This window comes from Moraxella sp. ZY210820 (assembly GCF_030674635.1).
Lineage (GTDB): Bacteria > Pseudomonadota > Gammaproteobacteria > Pseudomonadales > Moraxellaceae > Acinetobacter.
Genome location: NZ_CP089978.1, coordinates 627,923 through 643,652, shown reverse-complemented (window position 1 = coordinate 643,652; position 15,730 = coordinate 627,923). Strand labels below are relative to the sequence as shown.

Here is a 15,730-nt window from a genome sequence, read left to right as displayed (position 1 = left end):
GTATATGATTATCGATATTCCCCCAATGTATGAACAATATATTCAACAACTGGCAAATGAACGTGGTTTGAGTGTGAGTGAGTATGTGGTTGAGTTATTGCCTAAACCTTATGAACCCAATGCTCAGACAGTGGCTGACTTAAAAACTGCGATGGCTGAACGTGAAACGGCGATTGCTTATCACTCAGTTGATGATGCCATGCAAGCCTTACAGCAAGCAATTCATGGGTAAAACGTATGCCACGTTCTATTGTTTTATCTTCACCTTTTAAACGAGATGCACGTAAGCATTATTTAGAATTGGTCAGCCATGCGTGGTCTGAAGTGTTGTATTTATTGATTCATGATTTACCACTCCCTGCAAAATACAGCGACCATGCTCTACAAGGCGAATTAAAAGGTTTTCGTGATTGTCATATCCGTCCTGATTTGGTGCTGATTTATAGTAAATATGATGATAAATTAGAACTCAACAGACTGGGAACGCATTCCGAACTATTTTAATTCATCGACTTTTCCCTTAAAAATCCGCTTAATTGCTAAGCGGATTTTTTGTGCTTTATAAAAAAATCAAAATCTATCATGATGTTATCCATGCTCCACATGACGGATAACTCAACATGAATCTTGCCCAACATCACGCTGAACTTGACCGTTTAGTCCATAACCTTGCGGTGATTGGACGTGTCATTGCCGTACAAAATGGCAAGGCCCGTTTTGAGATTGGCGACAATCAAACTGATTGGCTGACTATACCCTCTATGGCGTGTGGAGTATTATCGATTTGGCGGTCTCCATCAGTCGGTGAGCAATTTTTGCTTATCTCATCATCTGGCGATTTTAATAATGCTGTGCCAGTGGTGGCGATTCCTAGTCAGATATTCCCCATGCCAAGCCTAAATCCTGATGAAATTAAAATCAAATTTCCAGCGGGTGAAATGACACTTAATCAACAATCAGGCGTGGCGGATTTACAACTATCAGAACTGAATATTACCGCTGATGTCAATGTTACAGGCACAATCACGGCAAGCGGTGATGTAGTGGCAGGTGGTATTAGCCTACAACAACACACGCATGGCGGTGTAAAAAATGGCGGTGGCTCGACAGGAGTAGCACAATAATGATTGGTATGGATAAAAATAATGGTCGTCAGATTGATGACAGCTCGCCTGAATTTGTGCATTTACGTCAATCCATTCATGACATTTTAACCACATTAAAAGGCACTCGTATTTGTCGTCGCTCGTATGGCTCGCTAGTGCCAAACTTGATAGACCAGCCATGCAATGAAGCAACCAAAGTACGTCTATTTAGTGCCATTGCAACGGCTTTAATTGAGTTTGAGCCACGTTTAAAAATTAGTCATGTGCGACTTTTATCCATGAGTGAAAACGGCTGGCAAGTGGAAGTTGTGGGTAAGTGTATGATTTATCAACAGGTACAAGCCTATACACAATATATCAATTTGGGGAGAAGTACATGAGTAATCGTGTTGATTTATCCAATTTGCCCTATCCTGATTTTTTGCAAGAATTGGATTTTGAACAAATTTTACAGGAATGCAAAGATGATTTTGTTCAGCGTTTCCCTGCAATGGCGGAAACGGTACAGTTAGAAAGCGAACCTGTAACCAAGCTATTGGAAACATTTGCTTATCGTTTAATGATTAAAAACCATGAAATGAACAGCCAAGCCAAAGCCTTAACTTTAGCCTATGCCACAGGTGCGGATTTAGACCATTTAGCGGTCAATCGTGATGTTTATCGTTTGTTAATCCAACCTGAAAATAATAACGTAATACCGCCTATTCCTGCCATTTATGAAAGTGATGAAGCCTTACGCAGACGTGTGCAGTTATCTGTAGAACGTCAATCAGCTGGTTCAACTGGGGCTTATCAATATTGGGCCTTATCTGCTGATGGCGATGTGCGTGATATTAGTGTCATCACTGAATCCCCTGGGCGAGTGGATGTTTATGTACAAAGTCATAAAGAAACAGTCGCACCGCAAAGTTTACTTCAAAAAGTTGATACCGCTCTTGACCCGACATCTCGCAGACCATTTACTGATGATGTACATATTCATGCTGCCACGCCGTATGATTTTCGCATTTCAGCAACATTGATTTTGTTCGCAGGTCCAGACCGTGAAGTAGTGTTAGAAAATGCTAAAAATGAACTTAAAAAATATCTCGATAAAGTGAGTTATCTCGGTTATGACGTAACTTTATCGGGGATTTATAACGCACTACATCAAGGCGGTGTGCAAAAAGTCGATTTACATGAGCCTACACAAAATATTGTCATTTCTAATAAGCAGTATGCTCGTTGTGTTTCGCAAAATATTACCAGCTCGGAGTATAGAGATGTCTAAATATCGCTCCTTGCTCCCTGTCAATAGCACTCAGTTGGAGCGTGATTTAGAGTACATCGGTGTCAAAATCGAACGCTTGCCTGTGCCTTTTGTTGCTTTAAGTCGCATTGATGAATGTCCTGAAGCCTATTTGCCGTGGCTGGCATGGTCGCACCGTGTGGAATATTGGAATCCTGATTGGACGATTGAGCAAAAACGACAAGCCATTCATTCTGCTAAAGATTTTAACGCAGGACGTGGCACACAAGGCTCATTGCAAGCCTTAATCAATACGGTTACTACAGATTATCGCATTACCTCGTGGCACCAAATGAAACCCAAAGGTCAGCCATACACCTTTATTGTTGCAGTGGATAAAAGCCAAATGCTCACTGTTGATGAATTGGCAACTTTACATACAGCGATTGATGCAACCAAGTCGCAACGTGATTTATACAGCATCGATGCTCAAGTAAAAAGCCAAGCAACATTGAATGTAGGTGGTCAAATTACCGCAGGTGAAATTATTTATTTGTCGGAGAAAAGATAATGTCTGCAAATTACTATGTTGTTCCGACTGAATATGGTCGGCAACTATTAAGAGAAGCTCATCAAGGGCAACCCATTCAACTGAAAAATCTTGTCATCGGTGATGCGAATAATGTGCCATTTACCCCTGAAAGTCGAAGTAATAGCACTGATTTAATCAATCAGCGAGCCAGTATTGCTATTCAATCAATCACTGCTGTTAATGCGACAACATTACAAATAAAGGCGACTTTACCAAGTCATGTTGGTGGATTTTTTATTCACGAAGTTGGCTTGACCGACATCAACGATAAACTGGTGTACATCGGCAATTATCATGGAAACTATAAGCCTGTCATTACGCAAGGGGCAAGTAGTGATATGACATTTAATATCTTTATCGTGTTAGATAAAGCATCAGTGATTAACATTTCACCATCTGACAGTATCATTGCCAATCAAGACTGGGTAATGAGCAAACTAGATGAAATCCGTAATTATTATGATGAGCAATTACGTATTGAGCGTGAAAAAATCAAAGATGAGATTGCCATTGGTCAGTTATTTTTGACCAATATGCCCTTTGAAAATGGCGAACAAGTCGCTCGTTTTAAAGGGTATGGACGTTGGAAACGTTTTGGCGATGGTCAAGCGATTGTTACCTTCCGTCATGGCGAAACGGTTAAAAATTATGAATGGTTGTCTAAAATGGGAGCGACTGGTGGTGCTTATCAGCATAAATTAACGATTAATGAAATGCCTGAGCATAAGCATGATGTATTGCTTGGGGACGCAATTACCAGTGGAGAGCAGAAAGTAATTTCTGCAGGCGGTGGTCGTGGCATGAAAGATTTTTATGACCAATATAGTTTGCAAGCATCTGGAGGTAGTCAGCCCCACAACAACGTACAACCGTCTATTGTTACTGGTGCATGGTTACGTATTCCACTAGAGAGTGATTTCGTTAGTTTTTTTGCTAATCGCTCACAAGTTGCCGTTGGTCAGACGGTTGAATTTACGCTAAAAACCACCCTTGCTCAGTTTACCATGATTGATTATGAGATTTTAGGCGTAAAACCAAATCAAATTAACCTTGCTCCGCTTAAAGGTCAAATGATGGTGGGGGCTGATAGCAATGCACATTTACGTTTAAAAATTAGTGAAGATTATATTGCTCAAGGCAATCAAAATCTAACTGTACAACTGGTGGATAGTGCTAAATCTGTAAAAGTTTTACTGATTGATAGTGGCGAAACACAGGCTCCGAGTCAAATTTACAAAGTCGGTACACATGAATTTGTCATCGAGCCTAATCAAAGTATCACGTTTGATATGTTTGCTGGCGGTGGCGGTGGCGGTGGCTCTCGTTGGAGTACACAATGGGGACAAAATGTTGATGGTCAGCATGGAGGGAATATTAGCTTAAGCATTGCTGAATCTAGTATTAACGTTGGTGGTGGACGTGGCGGTACTGGTGGTATTTGGGGCAATGGTTCTTCTTATAGCAATGGTCAAGCAGGTGCAGGTGGTAACAATACGATTGACAACCAAAACGGCATGGAAATTCTGATTAATCAGCGTGGGCGTGATGGTGTGTCTAATCAAGATAGAGGAGGTATTCAACGTGGTGCTGATGTAGTTGCAGGTGCAATGTCAGGCTCTAACTTCGGTGGCGATGGTGGCACAGGCGTAGGTGATGAGCGTTGGAGTTATGGCGGTGCTGGTGGTTCAGGCGGTCATGTTAAAGCTAAATTTGTGAATACGACTGACCATGCAATTACTGCAACGCTTATTGTTGGTGAAACTGCGTTAGGTAGTCAAAATGGTAATAAAGGACAGAATGGCGGTTTTGCTTATGCTGTCGTTAGCCAAGTGTAATAAATTTTAAAGGAGACAATTATGTCAAGTCATCAATTTCATCACGGTTTGTCTAACCGTGACCATGTGGATAGTCAAGGTTTTATCCGTGAGACACCGACTAATGTCATTGGCTTAGTCGCTTTTGCTGATGATGCCGATGAGCAATTTTATCCACTTAATACCCCTGTATTAATTACCAACATTAATACAGGTTTGGCTAAATCAGGCTATCACGGTAATTTACGCAAATCACTTGAAACCATTCAAGCGATTGTTAATCCTACTATTGTGGTGGTGCGTATCCCTAGTCCATTTGTTGATGGTGGATTTAATGCCAGCCGTGTGATTGGCACAACCCAAGCCGATGGCAAGCGTACAGGTTTACAAGCATTATTGACTGCAAAAACCCGTTTAGGCGTGGTGCCAAAAATCAATATTGTACCTGATTGTGAAACGCCTGATGTCATTAATGCATTGATTAACATCAATAAAAAGTTACGTGCATTTAGTTATGTAACGCCACGAGATGAGCAAGCTCAAATGTTGGCAACCAAAGAGCAAGTGGTTGCTTATCGCAAAACTTTGGGTGACAAAGAAGTGATGCTGATTTGGCCCGAATTTACTGCGGGTAATGTGTTGCAAAGTGATTATGCTAGTACTATTGCCTTAGCCCCTGTTCAGCCGACACCAACGGTAAATATTCAACCAACCGCTCAACAGCAATATGAAATTTATATTGATGATGTACTGGTGGCAATGCTCACAATTGACGAGCTAAAACAGGGTTTCAATCATAACAATGTTTCAATCGCTTGGGACGAGCAAACACAACAATTTACGGTAACAGGAGCTTAATCGATGAGTAAAGTAAAAATTATGCCCCAAAATTTTACTGGCGATGTACGTCAAATCTCGGTAACTGGTCAGCAAGCGACTTTTAGCGTGCAAGATTTACCGTGTGAGTTTGTGTTTAATCATATTACTTCTCAAGCTGGGAGTGATGTCGCAGAAGTTAGTAATCAAACGGGTATACACCATTTTGAAGCGAGTAATGGTTTTAGTGCTACAGGTAGTTTTGATGGTATTCGCAGAACCATCTTAGAACTAGGTAATGATTTTCACATGGTTCAAAAAGAGACGGGTGAATGGCTTATCGCTTATAGAGGAATTGGCGTAGTCAATGTTGAGATTCAAGCAGTTAGTGGTGGTATCGATTACATACCAATTCTTCAACCAAATACAAGTATCAAGATTGACGGAAAAAATGTACGTTTTAGTTTAGAAAATAATATCCCTTTCGGAAGTATTGATATGGTAGGTGATGAACATAGTGAAGCTCCTGATTTATCATTACCTGAAGATGGTAGCTATATCATAACAAATTCTATGCGTCTTACTAAACAAACAGGTCGTCATCGCATTCGGACTAGTAATGGTTTCGATAGTGTCGGCACAATTGATGAACTCGCTCCACAATTGTTGAATTATCACATTAATCTGATCGATAAAGGCGATGAAATGGTATTTGAAAACACTGATTATAGTCAAGATATTACTGTAGAAATAAAAGCTCAAGGTAATAGCGGTAAAGATTATGTAGCAACTGAACAACAAAACAAAAGTTTAGTAACTAATGGACGTAATGCAATTTTTAAGTTGCAACAAATGTTTAATGCGGAGTAAATATGACTGCAACATATTCAGCTGGCATCTTATCTGCCGTTGTACTCGCAAGTGCCTTACGAGCGAAATTAGACAAAGAAATCGGCTGGCATAAGTCCATTTCTAACGTTCCTATCGCTAGTCCGACAGGGATTAGCCATGATTTGAGTTTTGATTTTGAAGACCCTGACACTGACGTGGGCTACTTAAATCACAACGACATTACCACGTTAATCCAACATAACGGTTTCCGTTTTTGGGGCAATCGTACGCCATCGAGCCAGCGTGATTATGTGTTTGAAGTGGCGGTGCGTACGCAACAAACACTCAAAGACAGTATCAATAATGCCTGTTTTGAATATATAGACCAGCCACTCACACCATTTTTAGCCAAAGATATTATCGACACCATCAACGCCTATTTACGCTCGCTCTCGAGCGGAAAAGACCGCCTATTGATGGGCGGTATGGTTTGGTTTGACAGTGAGCAAAATCCGCCAGAAGCATTGAATAGTGGGATTTTGTGGATTGATTATGATTTTGGCATTGTCCCTCCACTTGAAAACTTGGGCTTAAATAACCGTATTACTGGGCGTTATATGGTTGATTTTGCCAAACTTATTAACGGTACAGGAGATGAATAATGTTACCTCGTACGTTACATAACTTTAACGTGTTTACCAATGGCGTAAACTGGGCAGGTGTTGCTCAAGAAGTGCAGTTGCCTAAAATCACTAAAAAAGTAGAAGACTATCGTGGGGCTGGCATGATTGGCGACGTTGGCATCACGATGGGCTATGAAAAAATGGAATGCGAAATCACATATGGCGGTTTTGACCCAACTCATTTAACCCAACTGAAATATTGTGGTGCGACATCATTGCCGATTCGTTATGTTGGTTCATATAAACGTCAAGATACTTGTACGCAGTCTTTTGTCGAAATTTATATGCGTGGTTCTGCTGTTGAATTTGATGGCGGTTCGAGCAAACTTGGCGAACAAACGGAGCATAAAATCAAGTATAACGTGAGCTATTACCGTGTCAATGTTGATGGCGTGGAAGTGTGCGAGCTTGATTTTATCAACGGCATTGAAAAGTTTGGCGATACTGATGTCGCTCAACAACTGAAAAATCTTTTAGGTTTGTAATTTATAGTCAATTCAATTCAAAATGGAACAGTAGGGGCGAATTATATTCGCCCAAGTAATTGATTTTACAAAGGGTTTATGTAATAAACCCCTACATTTATTGTATTATTCTGATATAAATCGACTATAAAATGCGTAAGGGCGAAAGATTTTTCGCCCCTACATGATTAATTTTTTTGGAGAAAATCAATGAACGAACAAGCAAATAATACGTTGCCAATCGAAAACCCTGATGTGGTCAATGTTGGATTTGACGATGGTTTTAAGCGTGGCAATGACACCATCAAAACTGTACAACTCAATAAACCGAAAACAGGGGCTTTGCGTGGTTTAAGTTTAAGCAACGTCATTCAGATGGACGTGGATAGTCTCGCAAAATTGGCAACACGCATCACCGTGCCAACCATGACCGAGCAAGATGTATATAACTTAAGCCCTGCCGACTTTACCACGCTTGGGGTAGCAATGATTGGTTTTTTCGTGAGCAACAGCAACTCCCCAGCAGTGTAGATGAAGTGATTGCAGATATTGCGGTCGTTTTTCATTGGACACCGCAAGACTGCGACGAGTTTACACTTGATGAGCTAATGGCTTGGCGAGAGCGGGCTGTAGCAAGATGGAGTACAGAATAGCCCTAGTTTAGGGCTATTTTTATAGGTTGAAAATAAATGGCAAAATTAAATTTAGAAGCGGTTTTATCGTTGATTGATAAAGTGTCTGAGCCACTCAAAGACATCACACAAAGTAGTGATAAAGTCTCTAAAGCACTTAAAGAGCAAAAAGAAGAGATGAAAAAACTTAACCAAAGCATGGGGAATATCACTTCTTTTAAGCGTATGCACGAGGTGTTAAAACAAACTTCTAGTGAGTTGGAACAAGCCAAAGCCAAAGCTCAACAGCTTGGGCAACAGTTGGCTCAAACTGCTAACCCAACTAAAGCAATGATTAAAGAATTTGAACAGGCTCGTAAAGCAGTGAGATATTTAGAACAGGCTCAACAATCGCAAACGCTAAAATTGCAGGGCTATCGTAAGGTGCTGAATGAAGCTGGCATTAACACTAAAAATTTTGTGGGTGCGGAAATTGATTTACGCAAAAAAATTGAGCAAGGTAATGCTGTTTTAGAGCAACGTAAGAAAAAGTTAGAGCAAGTAAAACAAGCTCAAGAACGCTATAAAAAAACGCAAGAAACGATTGCTACTTTAAGGGAGAAAAGTGGTAATTTTGCACTACAAGCAACCGCAGGAACAGCGTCTATGATTGTGCCTGTAAAAATGGCAATGGATTTTGAAAGTTCGATGGCAGACGTCAAAAAAGTGGTTGATTTTGATACGCCACAACAATTCAAACAAATGGAACAAGACATCATTGGATTGAGTAAACGCTTACCAATGACCGCTAATGATATTGCCAAAATTATATCAGCAGGGGGACAATCAGGTATTGCTAAAAATGAATTGCTGTCTTTTGGCGAAAGTGCCATTAAAATGGGTGTCGCCTTTGATATTACAGCAGATGAAGCAGGTCAAGCGATGGCAGAAATGCGAACCGCATTTAAAATGACACAGCCCGAAGTGGTGGCTTTGGCAGATAAAATTAACTGGCTTGGCAATAACTCGCCCAACGAAGCTAAAAAAGTAATGGAAGTGGTACAGCGGATTGGCTCACTGGGCGAAGTTGGCGGTTTTGCATCAAGTAGTATTGCTGCAATGGCTGCATCATTGACGGCAGTCCAGCCTGATGTGGCAGCAACAGGGATTAAAAATATGATTTTAGCCTTAACCAAAGGCGAATCTGCGACTAAATCGCAAAAGGCAGCATTTAAAGAACTGGGCTTAGACCACAAAAAAATTGCCAAAGATATGCAAGTCGATGCCAATGCAACCGTTGCTCAAGTCATGACCGCTATTGGCAAGTTAGATAAAGATAAACGGGTGGCGATTACCAATGATATTTTTGGTTCTGAAGCGTTGCCTATTGTTGCTCAATATGCAGAGAATTTAGGCACATTACAGAAAAACTTACAGGCGGTGAGTGATAAAAGTAAGTATGCTGGCTCAATGGAAGCAGAATATGCAAGCCGTGCTGCCACGACTGCAAATAATCTACAATTAATGAAAAATAAAATGTCAGCAGTCGCCATGACTGCAGGAGCAACTCTTCTGCCCCTAGTCAATCAAGTGATGGATAAAATTGGTGCAGTGGCGGATAAAGTCCATGCTTGGTCGGTCGCAAATCCAGAATTGGCAAGTACGTTAATGAAAATTGCTGTGGTTATGGTCGCAGTTTTAGGAGCATTAAGTGCAGGTGCTTTGGCAATCACAGCATTTATCGGACCGTTGGCTTTACTTAAAGTGAGCCTTGCATCTATTGGCATGGGCGGTATAGGTACTGGAGCTGTAGCAATGGTTAGCCGTTTAAGTGGTGCTTTGTTATTTTTAAGTAAAAAAGCCATTCCCCTAGCAGTGTTAGGTTTAAGAGCCTTAGCGATTGCTACCTTAACCAACCCTTTGACAGTAATTATCGCGTTAATTGCTGTAGTGGCTTTAGCAATTCATCGCTATTGGCAACCGATTAAAGCCTTTTTTAAAGGTTTTTGGGACGGTTTAAAATTGGGACTTGCTCCAATGGTCGATAGTGTGTCAATAGCATTTAACCAACTAAAAATAGCCTTAGAGCCATTACGCCCAATATGGGATAGCTTGGTTTCAATTTGGAATATTTTTAAGGGTGTGTTATTGGAAATGCTTTCCCCTATGCAAGCCAATAATGAACAATTACAAACAGCGACTAATTTAGGACATCTCTTTGGGATGATGCTTGGCTCACTGATTGGGATTGTTGTAGAAACCTTTATGACCATTGGACGTTGGCTTGGTGAAACCGCTGCTAAAATTGCCTTATTTGTGGCAAGTGCAGGAACACACTTTAACAATTTTAAAGCGTTTTTAAGTTCTGTAGGTGCAAGTGTTTACAATGGCTTGGTTGCTCCTATCAATGGTGCAATTTCAGCAGTAAATAGCCTGATTGCTCAATTAAATCGTATTCCGAAAGTGTCTATTCCAAGTATTCCATCAGTACCTACTATGGCACAACCGACATCGTTGCAAGCCACACCGAAAGTGACAGCAGTTGCACCATTGAAAGCCAATGTCAATCGGTCGAGCGTCAATCATTTTGCTGGGGCGAATATCAATATTTCAGGAGTCAGCGACCCAAATATGGTCGCGAGTATTGTGGATAGACAGTTACAACAACATCAACTTAAACTTGCAGCACAACAACGCCGTAGTTATGGCGATTATGCGTAAACAGGAGCAAAATTATGGCAATCATGGCACTGGGTCAATTTGTATTTACTCTATCTGACTTGGCATTTAATGAGTTACAACGCCAACGCCAGTGGAATTATGCAGAAAATGCGGTCGCTAATGGGCGTGCAAAAAAGCAGTTTATCGGTCATGGCGAAGAAAATATTACCCTGAATGGTAATGTTTATGAAGAGCATGGTTTTGGTAAACGTAAATTTTTAGATGACTTGGCAAGCATGGCGGACAGTGGTCAAGGATTTACCCTTGTTGATGGCAATGGCTATGTGTATGGCGTGTATATTATTACATCACTTGATGAGACAAAATCAATCTTGATTGAGTTGGGTGTACCACGCAAGATTGATTTTAGCTTAAAACTTGTGCGTGTAGATGACGATAAAATAGCCAACTAAGGAGATGTAAAAATGCTAAAAACGCCTGTATGTATTTTAACCGTTGATAATAAACCGCTCAATGATGTTATTGTACAACGGATTATCTCGGTATCATTGACCGATAACCGAGCCAAAGAAGCCGACCAGCTCGACATCGTATTGGACGACCATGACGGAAAATTAGAATTGCCCAAACGTGGGGTAAAAATTAACTGCCAACTTGGTTTTAAGGGCGAGCCATTAACCGACAAAGGCGATTTTATCGTCGATGAAGTGGAATGGGCTGGCACGCCTGATACCATTACCATTAAAGCCAGTTCAGCGAATTTGCGTGGGGAAATTAAATCAGGAAAAAGTCAGTCTTTTCATCGCAAAACTTTTGGTGAAATTGCCCAAAGCATTGCCAAAAATAATCAACTTAAACTCAATATGCCATCGAATTTGGCGAATATTAAAATTGCCCATATCGACCAAACTGATGAAAGTGATTTAAGTTTTATTCAACGCTTGGCAAATCGCTATGGGGCGGAAATGGCAGTAAAAAAGGATATGCTATTGATTTTTGTCGCTGGGCAAGGTAAAACAGCATCAGGCAAAACTATGCCGACATTAACCATTACACGAAAAATGGGCGACCAATATCGCTACAATGAAGAAGACTCAGATGGCAATTATACTGGGGTAACAGCATATTATTATGACAAAAGTCAGGCAAAACGCAAACCTGTAGAGAAGAAAAAACCGAAGAAAACCACAGATAAGAAAACGAGCAATAAAAAAACAACCCCAAAAACTGAACAGAAAAAACAAGACATCAAAGCTAAGCCAGCCAAGCCACAAGTCAAGGAACGTTTAGGCACACGCACTAAAGTAATAGCTGGTGATGTTGAACACTATGGCGATGGTGATGATAAACGCACTAAAACCAAAGTATTAAAAGGTACTTTTGCGACCAAAGCAGAAGCCGAGCAAGCAGTACAAGCAAAAATGGCGGAGAAAAATCGTAAGATGGCGAAATTTAGTATCACAACGGCTTTTGGCATACCTGATATATCTACAGAGCAAGCTGTTAAATTGCAAGGATTTAAGCCACAGATTGATGGTTTGCGGTGGATTGTAGCAAAAGCGACACATCAATACTCAACCAGTGGGCTGACAACACAATTAGAATTAGAGGCGAGTATTTAGACATTATCATATTCCTGATGTTGGGAATATGATTGAAATTTAAAGAGATTTTTTTAAAAAAGTAAAACTAATGCTTGATTTTTATGTAGGAATGACCTATAATATAAACATCTAGCAAGGGTTGTTAGATTGGTAAATCGGTAGCCACCGATACCGATAAAAAATTAAGGAGTAAGACGATGAAAACGCTACTAAAGCTCATCGTAATCATCATCTTATTTGTTGTAAGCGGTAACGTTTACTAACAAATAAACCTAAGGCGACTGGTACTCGCTAAGGTTCTGGCTAGTGGAAACGCTAGTCACTCCTTAACTTTATATTAATCTGATTTTTTAGAAAGGTCAAGTATTATGCCAAAAATTGTTGAAAAACCAAAAACTCGTACCCAAATTCAAACCGATAGCGATGCTAAACGTGGGATTATGACCAAGTCATACAAATTACATCGTGATGATGTTGAATTGATTAAAAAAATTGCTGAAGATTTGAATATGGCTCAAAATGAATTGATTGTCAAAGCCATCAAAGAATATGCCGAAAAACATCAAAAATAGGGGATATTTAATCCCCTATTTTTTAGAAATTAGTAATAATCACTTCTTTGCCAAGCTCATTATTGCTTGTTGTAGAATTAACCGACCAACGGATTTTCTTGCTGTGAATATTAAAATCCTTAAATAATTCACGCACTTCAGGCACATCATTTAGACTTAAAATAAATTTACCTTTGATATTAAGTAAAATATTTTTCAAGTTGTCAAAATCATCACGCCCAAAAATATCCTTACCATAATAATTTTCACAATTATAATAAGGTGGGTCGATATAAAATAAAGTATCGACATGGTCTTGCTGACGAATTAAATTATCATAAGATTGATTTTCAATCATCACACGTTGCAAACGCTGATGTACGCTTGTGATAATCTCATCTAATTCATCACCCAATTTTAAACTGCTAGAGCGTGTAACACGTTGCGAAAAAGTAGGATTATCAATACGACAACCATAACAAGTACGCAAAATAAAATAAAAACGACAAGCACGCTGAATATCTGTTAATGATTGCGGATTTTCAGATTTAGCACGATTAAACTCATCACGGCTAATTAACTGATATTCAAACTCTTTTAAAAACGCATCTTTATGATATTTTAAAACACGGTATAAATTGATTAAATCACCGTTAATATCGTTGATGCACTCAGTTTGACTTGGGGATTTTTTAAATAATACCCAACCTGCACCACCAAATACTTCGACATAATATTTATGTTGTGGCATCATCTCAATAATAGTGCGTGCAAGTTGATATTTACCGCCTAACCAGCCACTAAATGAGCGACCAGACGGATTATATTGGACTGGACTTTCGTCCGTTTTGACTTTCATCGCCATGTTTATTTTCCTGTAAAGGTAGCTCATGGCTATCTGACCCGACGTTCAAGACGTTCCAATGATTAACCACGCTACAACGTGGACACTTAATTTGTACTTTTACCGCACGATTTTCAACTTTCGCTAAAAGCCGTCCGCAAGTACATCTAAATTCTTTCATGCTAAATTACTCATAAAATTATGAATTTGTTGCTCAATCCATTGCACATCATCATCGCTAAAACCAACCAATTCACGCACTGGATAAGCGGTAGGCTGTGCGATTCTAGTCGGCTTTACCGTCCGCCCTTCGTGATGAATTAAAGCGATATTCCCTGTTCGCCCTGCAAAACCGACACTGGCTTTATCAGCTGTATAATCTGTTTTGAGTTGCCGATGTATCCCCTGAAATAATGCTCCTGTGCGTTTCTTTTTGCCAATCTGGTCTCGTTTGCGTGGCACAAATTTTGCACCGCTTGGGTCAAGTTGATTTTTAATACGTTGAGCGGTTCGCTGTTTTAATCCCAACGATATTTTACGCATTAAATCTCTTTTTTGACTATCATCAAGCGATAATGCAATTTGATTGAGCCATGTATTTAAAGCTGAAAAATACATTTACAAACCTAACATTTTAAGGTGAGCAGTATTATCACAAATGACATATTCTCCAGTATCCGCATTGATATTTAAATCATCATACTGGATAAAATCAATTTCTAAATCAAAAGTATTAGTATCAATCACTTCACTGCTAAAATTAATTTCAATTTGTGAGCCGTTCGGTTTTAAATGTCGATGATGTTTTTTGAGCCACAATTTAATATGATTTAAAATAAAGATAGGGTCATGACGACAATCTAAAAATAATAGCCGAGCGGTATATTCTAAATGTTGATTAACATAGCCACCATTAACAATAAATAAATGGACTTTATCATCAGTTAATCGTGGCATTTGCTGATTTAAATATCGTTTCAACTCGGCTAAATGGTGCATGATAATATCCTATGCTTCGTTGCCTGCAGGTTTAAAATTGCCCGCAATTAAATTTAAATCATAACGATGTGGGGCTGGATTAGGCGTGCGACCGTACCAATAAAAACCGTCAAAATCAGTTTCGTTATATAAACGGATATTGACCGCATTGCCTTGATTGCCACCTAAACACAACAGTTTATTGGTTTTTTCATCACGCCCCACGATAAAGCACACATGACCACCGCCCTTACGTTTTTTCACAGCCACGCAACCATAGGCAGGTTTTTCTAGCTTAGTGGCTAAAGTTTCATCAGCGTATGCCAAAGCACGATACCAATGTTTGGGATATTTGATACCAACCGATTTTAGACAATGGGCGATAAAAACACCGCACCACGGCACTTCGTCATCTTGCCACCAACCGCCCAAGTCTTTTACCCAGCTTACAATCGTTGCGTTATGTTTTGCTCCGACTGTTTCAGTTAAACCGATATGTTTGCGTGCTTCAGCAATCCAGTCCAATTCTGGACTACTCATCAGTTGTTGAGTTTGTTCCACTTTTTTGCTCCTGTGTTGGTTGATGGTGATGATGGTTTGATGGCGGATAATGTGGCGGTGGATAACGCCGATGATACTCTTGATTAAATTTCTCCTCGACCCACAAACTGCCTTTAAAACCGATAAAGCCACCGATAAAGATAGCCAGTTGATTAGGCAAATTGATGTAATTTAAGATACTTGCTATTGCGACCGTTAAACCGCCACAGATAAGAGCTTCTAACCAATCAATCTTGCCATGTTTTTTAGCCGTACTAAAAATTGAAATAAATACGGCTAAGAAAAAGCCAAAAATGACCGTTGCATAAGTGTTTAGCCATTGCAATAAGTCGGTTAAAAAATGATTATTTCGCCACGGCATATAT

At 39.8% G+C, this 15,730-nt stretch carries 22 protein-coding genes and 1 pseudogene; 17 read left to right on the top strand and 6 right to left on the bottom strand.

Annotation, left to right across the window (positions count from 1 at the left end; genetic code table 11):
• Positions 1-4 precede the first annotated feature (4 nt).
• From LU301_RS03235 to LU301_RS03155, 17 genes are all read left to right on the top strand, one after another.
• Positions 5-232, top strand: a complete 228-nt coding sequence (locus LU301_RS03235; RefSeq protein WP_305272471.1) for a hypothetical protein — start codon at positions 5-7, stop codon at positions 230-232.
• A gap of 5 nt (positions 233-237) precedes the next feature.
• On the top strand, positions 238-504 hold the full coding sequence (locus LU301_RS03230; protein WP_305272469.1) for a type II toxin-antitoxin system RelE/ParE family toxin: 267 nt from the start codon (positions 238-240) through the stop codon (positions 502-504).
• Between the two features lie 116 nt (positions 505-620).
• Entirely contained in the window at positions 621-1,124 is a 504-nt protein-coding gene (locus tag LU301_RS03225; protein ID WP_305272467.1) for a phage baseplate assembly protein V, read from the top strand.
• The gene (locus LU301_RS03220) at positions 1,124-1,486 is read left to right on the top strand and encodes a GPW/gp25 family protein (RefSeq protein WP_305272464.1); all 363 of its coding nucleotides are present in this window, start codon (positions 1,124-1,126) and stop codon (positions 1,484-1,486) included. The genes LU301_RS03225 and LU301_RS03220 overlap by 1 nt, the downstream gene beginning before the upstream one ends.
• Positions 1,483-2,376: a baseplate assembly protein gene (locus LU301_RS03215; RefSeq protein WP_305272462.1), complete on the top strand. Its 894-nt coding sequence runs from the start codon at positions 1,483-1,485 to the stop codon at positions 2,374-2,376. Before LU301_RS03220 ends, LU301_RS03215 begins: the two co-directional genes overlap by 4 nt.
• Positions 2,369-2,905, top strand: coding sequence for a phage tail protein I (locus tag LU301_RS03210; RefSeq protein ID WP_305272460.1), 537 nt, complete (start codon positions 2,369-2,371; stop codon positions 2,903-2,905). The genes LU301_RS03215 and LU301_RS03210 overlap by 8 nt, the downstream gene beginning before the upstream one ends.
• The gene (locus LU301_RS03205) at positions 2,905-4,761 is read left to right on the top strand and encodes a phage tail-collar fiber domain-containing protein (RefSeq protein ID WP_305272458.1); all 1,857 of its coding nucleotides are present in this window, start codon (positions 2,905-2,907) and stop codon (positions 4,759-4,761) included. The genes LU301_RS03210 and LU301_RS03205 overlap by 1 nt, the downstream gene beginning before the upstream one ends.
• Before the next feature lie 21 nt (positions 4,762-4,782).
• Positions 4,783-5,598, top strand: coding sequence for a phage tail sheath protein (locus LU301_RS03200; protein ID WP_305272456.1), 816 nt, complete (start codon positions 4,783-4,785; stop codon positions 5,596-5,598).
• A 3-nt stretch (positions 5,599-5,601) separates the two neighbouring features.
• Positions 5,602-6,426: a hypothetical protein gene (locus LU301_RS03195; RefSeq protein WP_305272454.1), complete on the top strand. Its 825-nt coding sequence runs from the start codon at positions 5,602-5,604 to the stop codon at positions 6,424-6,426.
• A gap of 2 nt (positions 6,427-6,428) precedes the next feature.
• Positions 6,429-7,049, top strand: coding sequence for a phage tail sheath C-terminal domain-containing protein (locus tag LU301_RS03190; protein WP_305272453.1), 621 nt, complete (start codon positions 6,429-6,431; stop codon positions 7,047-7,049).
• Positions 7,049-7,555 (top strand): phage major tail tube protein, encoded by a 507-nt coding sequence (locus LU301_RS03185; RefSeq protein WP_305272451.1) that lies wholly within the window; start codon positions 7,049-7,051, stop codon positions 7,553-7,555. The genes LU301_RS03190 and LU301_RS03185 overlap by 1 nt, the downstream gene beginning before the upstream one ends.
• A gap of 189 nt (positions 7,556-7,744) precedes the next feature.
• On the top strand, positions 7,745-8,065 hold the full coding sequence (locus LU301_RS03180; protein ID WP_305272449.1) for a phage tail assembly protein: 321 nt from the start codon (positions 7,745-7,747) through the stop codon (positions 8,063-8,065).
• 5 nt (positions 8,066-8,070) lie between these two features.
• Positions 8,071-8,187: a GpE family phage tail protein gene (locus LU301_RS03175; protein WP_305272447.1), complete on the top strand. Its 117-nt coding sequence runs from the start codon at positions 8,071-8,073 to the stop codon at positions 8,185-8,187.
• A gap of 36 nt (positions 8,188-8,223) precedes the next feature.
• Complete coding sequence (locus LU301_RS03170) at positions 8,224-10,866, top strand: phage tail tape measure protein (RefSeq protein ID WP_305272444.1); 2,643 nt, start codon at positions 8,224-8,226, stop codon at positions 10,864-10,866.
• Between the two features lie 14 nt (positions 10,867-10,880).
• On the top strand, positions 10,881-11,279 hold the full coding sequence (locus LU301_RS03165) for a phage tail protein (protein WP_305272442.1): 399 nt from the start codon (positions 10,881-10,883) through the stop codon (positions 11,277-11,279).
• Positions 11,280-11,291: 12 nt separating this feature from the next.
• The gene (locus tag LU301_RS03160; RefSeq protein WP_305272440.1) at positions 11,292-12,449 is read left to right on the top strand and encodes a contractile injection system protein, VgrG/Pvc8 family; all 1,158 of its coding nucleotides are present in this window, start codon (positions 11,292-11,294) and stop codon (positions 12,447-12,449) included.
• Between the two features lie 350 nt (positions 12,450-12,799).
• Positions 12,800-13,003, top strand: a complete 204-nt coding sequence (locus LU301_RS03155) for a ribbon-helix-helix domain-containing protein (RefSeq protein WP_305272438.1) — start codon at positions 12,800-12,802, stop codon at positions 13,001-13,003.
• A 22-nt stretch (positions 13,004-13,025) separates the two neighbouring features.
• On the opposite strand, the gene LU301_RS03150 is transcribed toward LU301_RS03155, so the two are convergent.
• From LU301_RS03150 to LU301_RS03130, 6 genes and pseudogenes are all read right to left on the bottom strand, one after another.
• Entirely contained in the window at positions 13,026-13,847 is an 822-nt protein-coding gene (locus LU301_RS03150; RefSeq protein WP_370692219.1) for a DNA adenine methylase, read from the bottom strand.
• A complete protein-coding gene (locus tag LU301_RS12055; protein ID WP_370692218.1) occupies positions 13,804-14,007 on the bottom strand; it encodes a Com family DNA-binding transcriptional regulator in 204 nt (67 codons plus the stop codon). Before LU301_RS12055 ends, LU301_RS03150 begins: the two co-directional genes overlap by 44 nt.
• Entirely contained in the window at positions 14,004-14,444 is a 441-nt protein-coding gene (locus tag LU301_RS03145) for a phage virion morphogenesis protein (RefSeq protein ID WP_305272436.1), read from the bottom strand. Before LU301_RS03145 ends, LU301_RS12055 begins: the two co-directional genes overlap by 4 nt.
• Positions 14,445-14,825, bottom strand: a complete 381-nt coding sequence (locus LU301_RS03140) for a phage tail protein (protein ID WP_305272434.1) — start codon at positions 14,823-14,825, stop codon at positions 14,445-14,447.
• A 9-nt stretch (positions 14,826-14,834) separates the two neighbouring features.
• A pseudogene (locus tag LU301_RS03135) lies at positions 14,835-15,332 on the bottom strand (NlpC/P60 family protein); the annotation flags it as partial.
• Positions 15,333-15,336: 4 nt separating this feature from the next.
• Positions 15,337-15,726, bottom strand: a complete 390-nt coding sequence (locus LU301_RS03130) for a phage holin family protein (protein WP_305272431.1) — start codon at positions 15,724-15,726, stop codon at positions 15,337-15,339.
• Positions 15,727-15,730: the final 4 nt, after the last annotated feature.

Coding starts and splice junctions, on each gene's coding strand:
- LU301_RS03205 (WP_305272458.1), top strand. CDS start 2,905: ATGTCTGCAAATTACTATGTTGTTCCGACTGAATATGGTCGGCAACTA.
- LU301_RS03140 (WP_305272434.1), bottom strand. CDS start 14,825: ATGCACCATTTAGCCGAGTTGAAACGATATTTAAATCAGCAAATGCCA.
- LU301_RS03145 (WP_305272436.1), bottom strand. CDS start 14,444: ATGTATTTTTCAGCTTTAAATACATGGCTCAATCAAATTGCATTATCG.
- LU301_RS03210 (WP_305272460.1), top strand. CDS start 2,369: ATGTCTAAATATCGCTCCTTGCTCCCTGTCAATAGCACTCAGTTGGAG.
- LU301_RS03185 (WP_305272451.1), top strand. CDS start 7,049: ATGTTACCTCGTACGTTACATAACTTTAACGTGTTTACCAATGGCGTA.
- LU301_RS03150 (WP_370692219.1), bottom strand. CDS start 13,847: ATGGCGATGAAAGTCAAAACGGACGAAAGTCCAGTCCAATATAATCCG.
- LU301_RS03155 (WP_305272438.1), top strand. CDS start 12,800: ATGCCAAAAATTGTTGAAAAACCAAAAACTCGTACCCAAATTCAAACC.
- LU301_RS03220 (WP_305272464.1), top strand. CDS start 1,124: ATGATTGGTATGGATAAAAATAATGGTCGTCAGATTGATGACAGCTCG.
- LU301_RS03165 (WP_305272442.1), top strand. CDS start 10,881: ATGGCAATCATGGCACTGGGTCAATTTGTATTTACTCTATCTGACTTG.
- LU301_RS03200 (WP_305272456.1), top strand. CDS start 4,783: ATGTCAAGTCATCAATTTCATCACGGTTTGTCTAACCGTGACCATGTG.
- LU301_RS03170 (WP_305272444.1), top strand. CDS start 8,224: ATGGCAAAATTAAATTTAGAAGCGGTTTTATCGTTGATTGATAAAGTG.
- LU301_RS03225 (WP_305272467.1), top strand. CDS start 621: ATGAATCTTGCCCAACATCACGCTGAACTTGACCGTTTAGTCCATAAC.
- LU301_RS03130 (WP_305272431.1), bottom strand. CDS start 15,726: ATGCCGTGGCGAAATAATCATTTTTTAACCGACTTATTGCAATGGCTA.
- LU301_RS03190 (WP_305272453.1), top strand. CDS start 6,429: ATGACTGCAACATATTCAGCTGGCATCTTATCTGCCGTTGTACTCGCA.
- LU301_RS03215 (WP_305272462.1), top strand. CDS start 1,483: ATGAGTAATCGTGTTGATTTATCCAATTTGCCCTATCCTGATTTTTTG.
- LU301_RS03195 (WP_305272454.1), top strand. CDS start 5,602: ATGAGTAAAGTAAAAATTATGCCCCAAAATTTTACTGGCGATGTACGT.
- LU301_RS03230 (WP_305272469.1), top strand. CDS start 238: ATGCCACGTTCTATTGTTTTATCTTCACCTTTTAAACGAGATGCACGT.
- LU301_RS12055 (WP_370692218.1), bottom strand. CDS start 14,007: ATGAAAGAATTTAGATGTACTTGCGGACGGCTTTTAGCGAAAGTTGAA.
- LU301_RS03160 (WP_305272440.1), top strand. CDS start 11,292: ATGCTAAAAACGCCTGTATGTATTTTAACCGTTGATAATAAACCGCTC.
- LU301_RS03235 (WP_305272471.1), top strand. CDS start 5: ATGATTATCGATATTCCCCCAATGTATGAACAATATATTCAACAACTG.
- LU301_RS03180 (WP_305272449.1), top strand. CDS start 7,745: ATGAACGAACAAGCAAATAATACGTTGCCAATCGAAAACCCTGATGTG.